Source organism: Streptomyces sp. ADMS, assembly GCF_033441795.1.
GTDB lineage: Bacteria > Actinomycetota > Actinomycetes > Streptomycetales > Streptomycetaceae > Streptomyces.
The window spans coordinates 1-540 of record NZ_JAVFVX010000400.1 but is presented as its reverse complement, the minus strand read 5'-3'; the positions used below and the strand labels follow the sequence as shown (position 1 = coordinate 540).

The window sequence follows — 540 nt, the reverse complement described above, 5'->3', positions numbered from 1 at the left end:
GCCCCTTGGAGCCCTCGCCCTGGCTGCGGCGTTCCCACTGATCGCGCACGATGGCGTAGTGCAGCAGGTCACCGGCCGCCGCGACCTTCGGCAGGTACGGCTTGCCCGGCGGACCCTGAACCGGCAGCGTGAGGGGCACCGCGAGCACGTAGCGGATCCTCTGCTCCTGCAGCCAGGACCTCAGAGCGGGGTCCTTGCCGTAGTCCGCGTCCGCGGCAACCCAGGAGAACGGCAGCCCGTCGGCCACCGCGGCCTGAAGCATGGCGATGCCCAGGTGCGGCTTGGTGGCGAAGGCGACCTCGTCGGGGACCCCGGCCGCCCGGCACCGCTCACGATCGCCCGTCCAGGACTGCGGCAGATACAGACGCCGGTCGTAGAAAGTATGTCCGCGCGCGGCGGCGTAGGTGAGCATCACCATGACCTGGCAGTTGCGGACATCGCCGGTCGTCCCGCAGTGCTGGTGGGCGACCCCTACGGACTTGTCACCCTTCTTGATCACCTGCGTGTCGTCCAGCACCAGCGTCGCGCCCGGATCCCCCA

Annotated in this window: 1 protein-coding gene; it reads right to left on the bottom strand. The window is 70.0% G+C overall.

Annotated elements, in window-relative coordinates; all coding sequences use genetic code 11:
- The coding region (locus RB628_RS41260; RefSeq protein ID WP_318325752.1) for a transposase at positions 1-540 on the bottom strand (540 nt) is incomplete at both ends.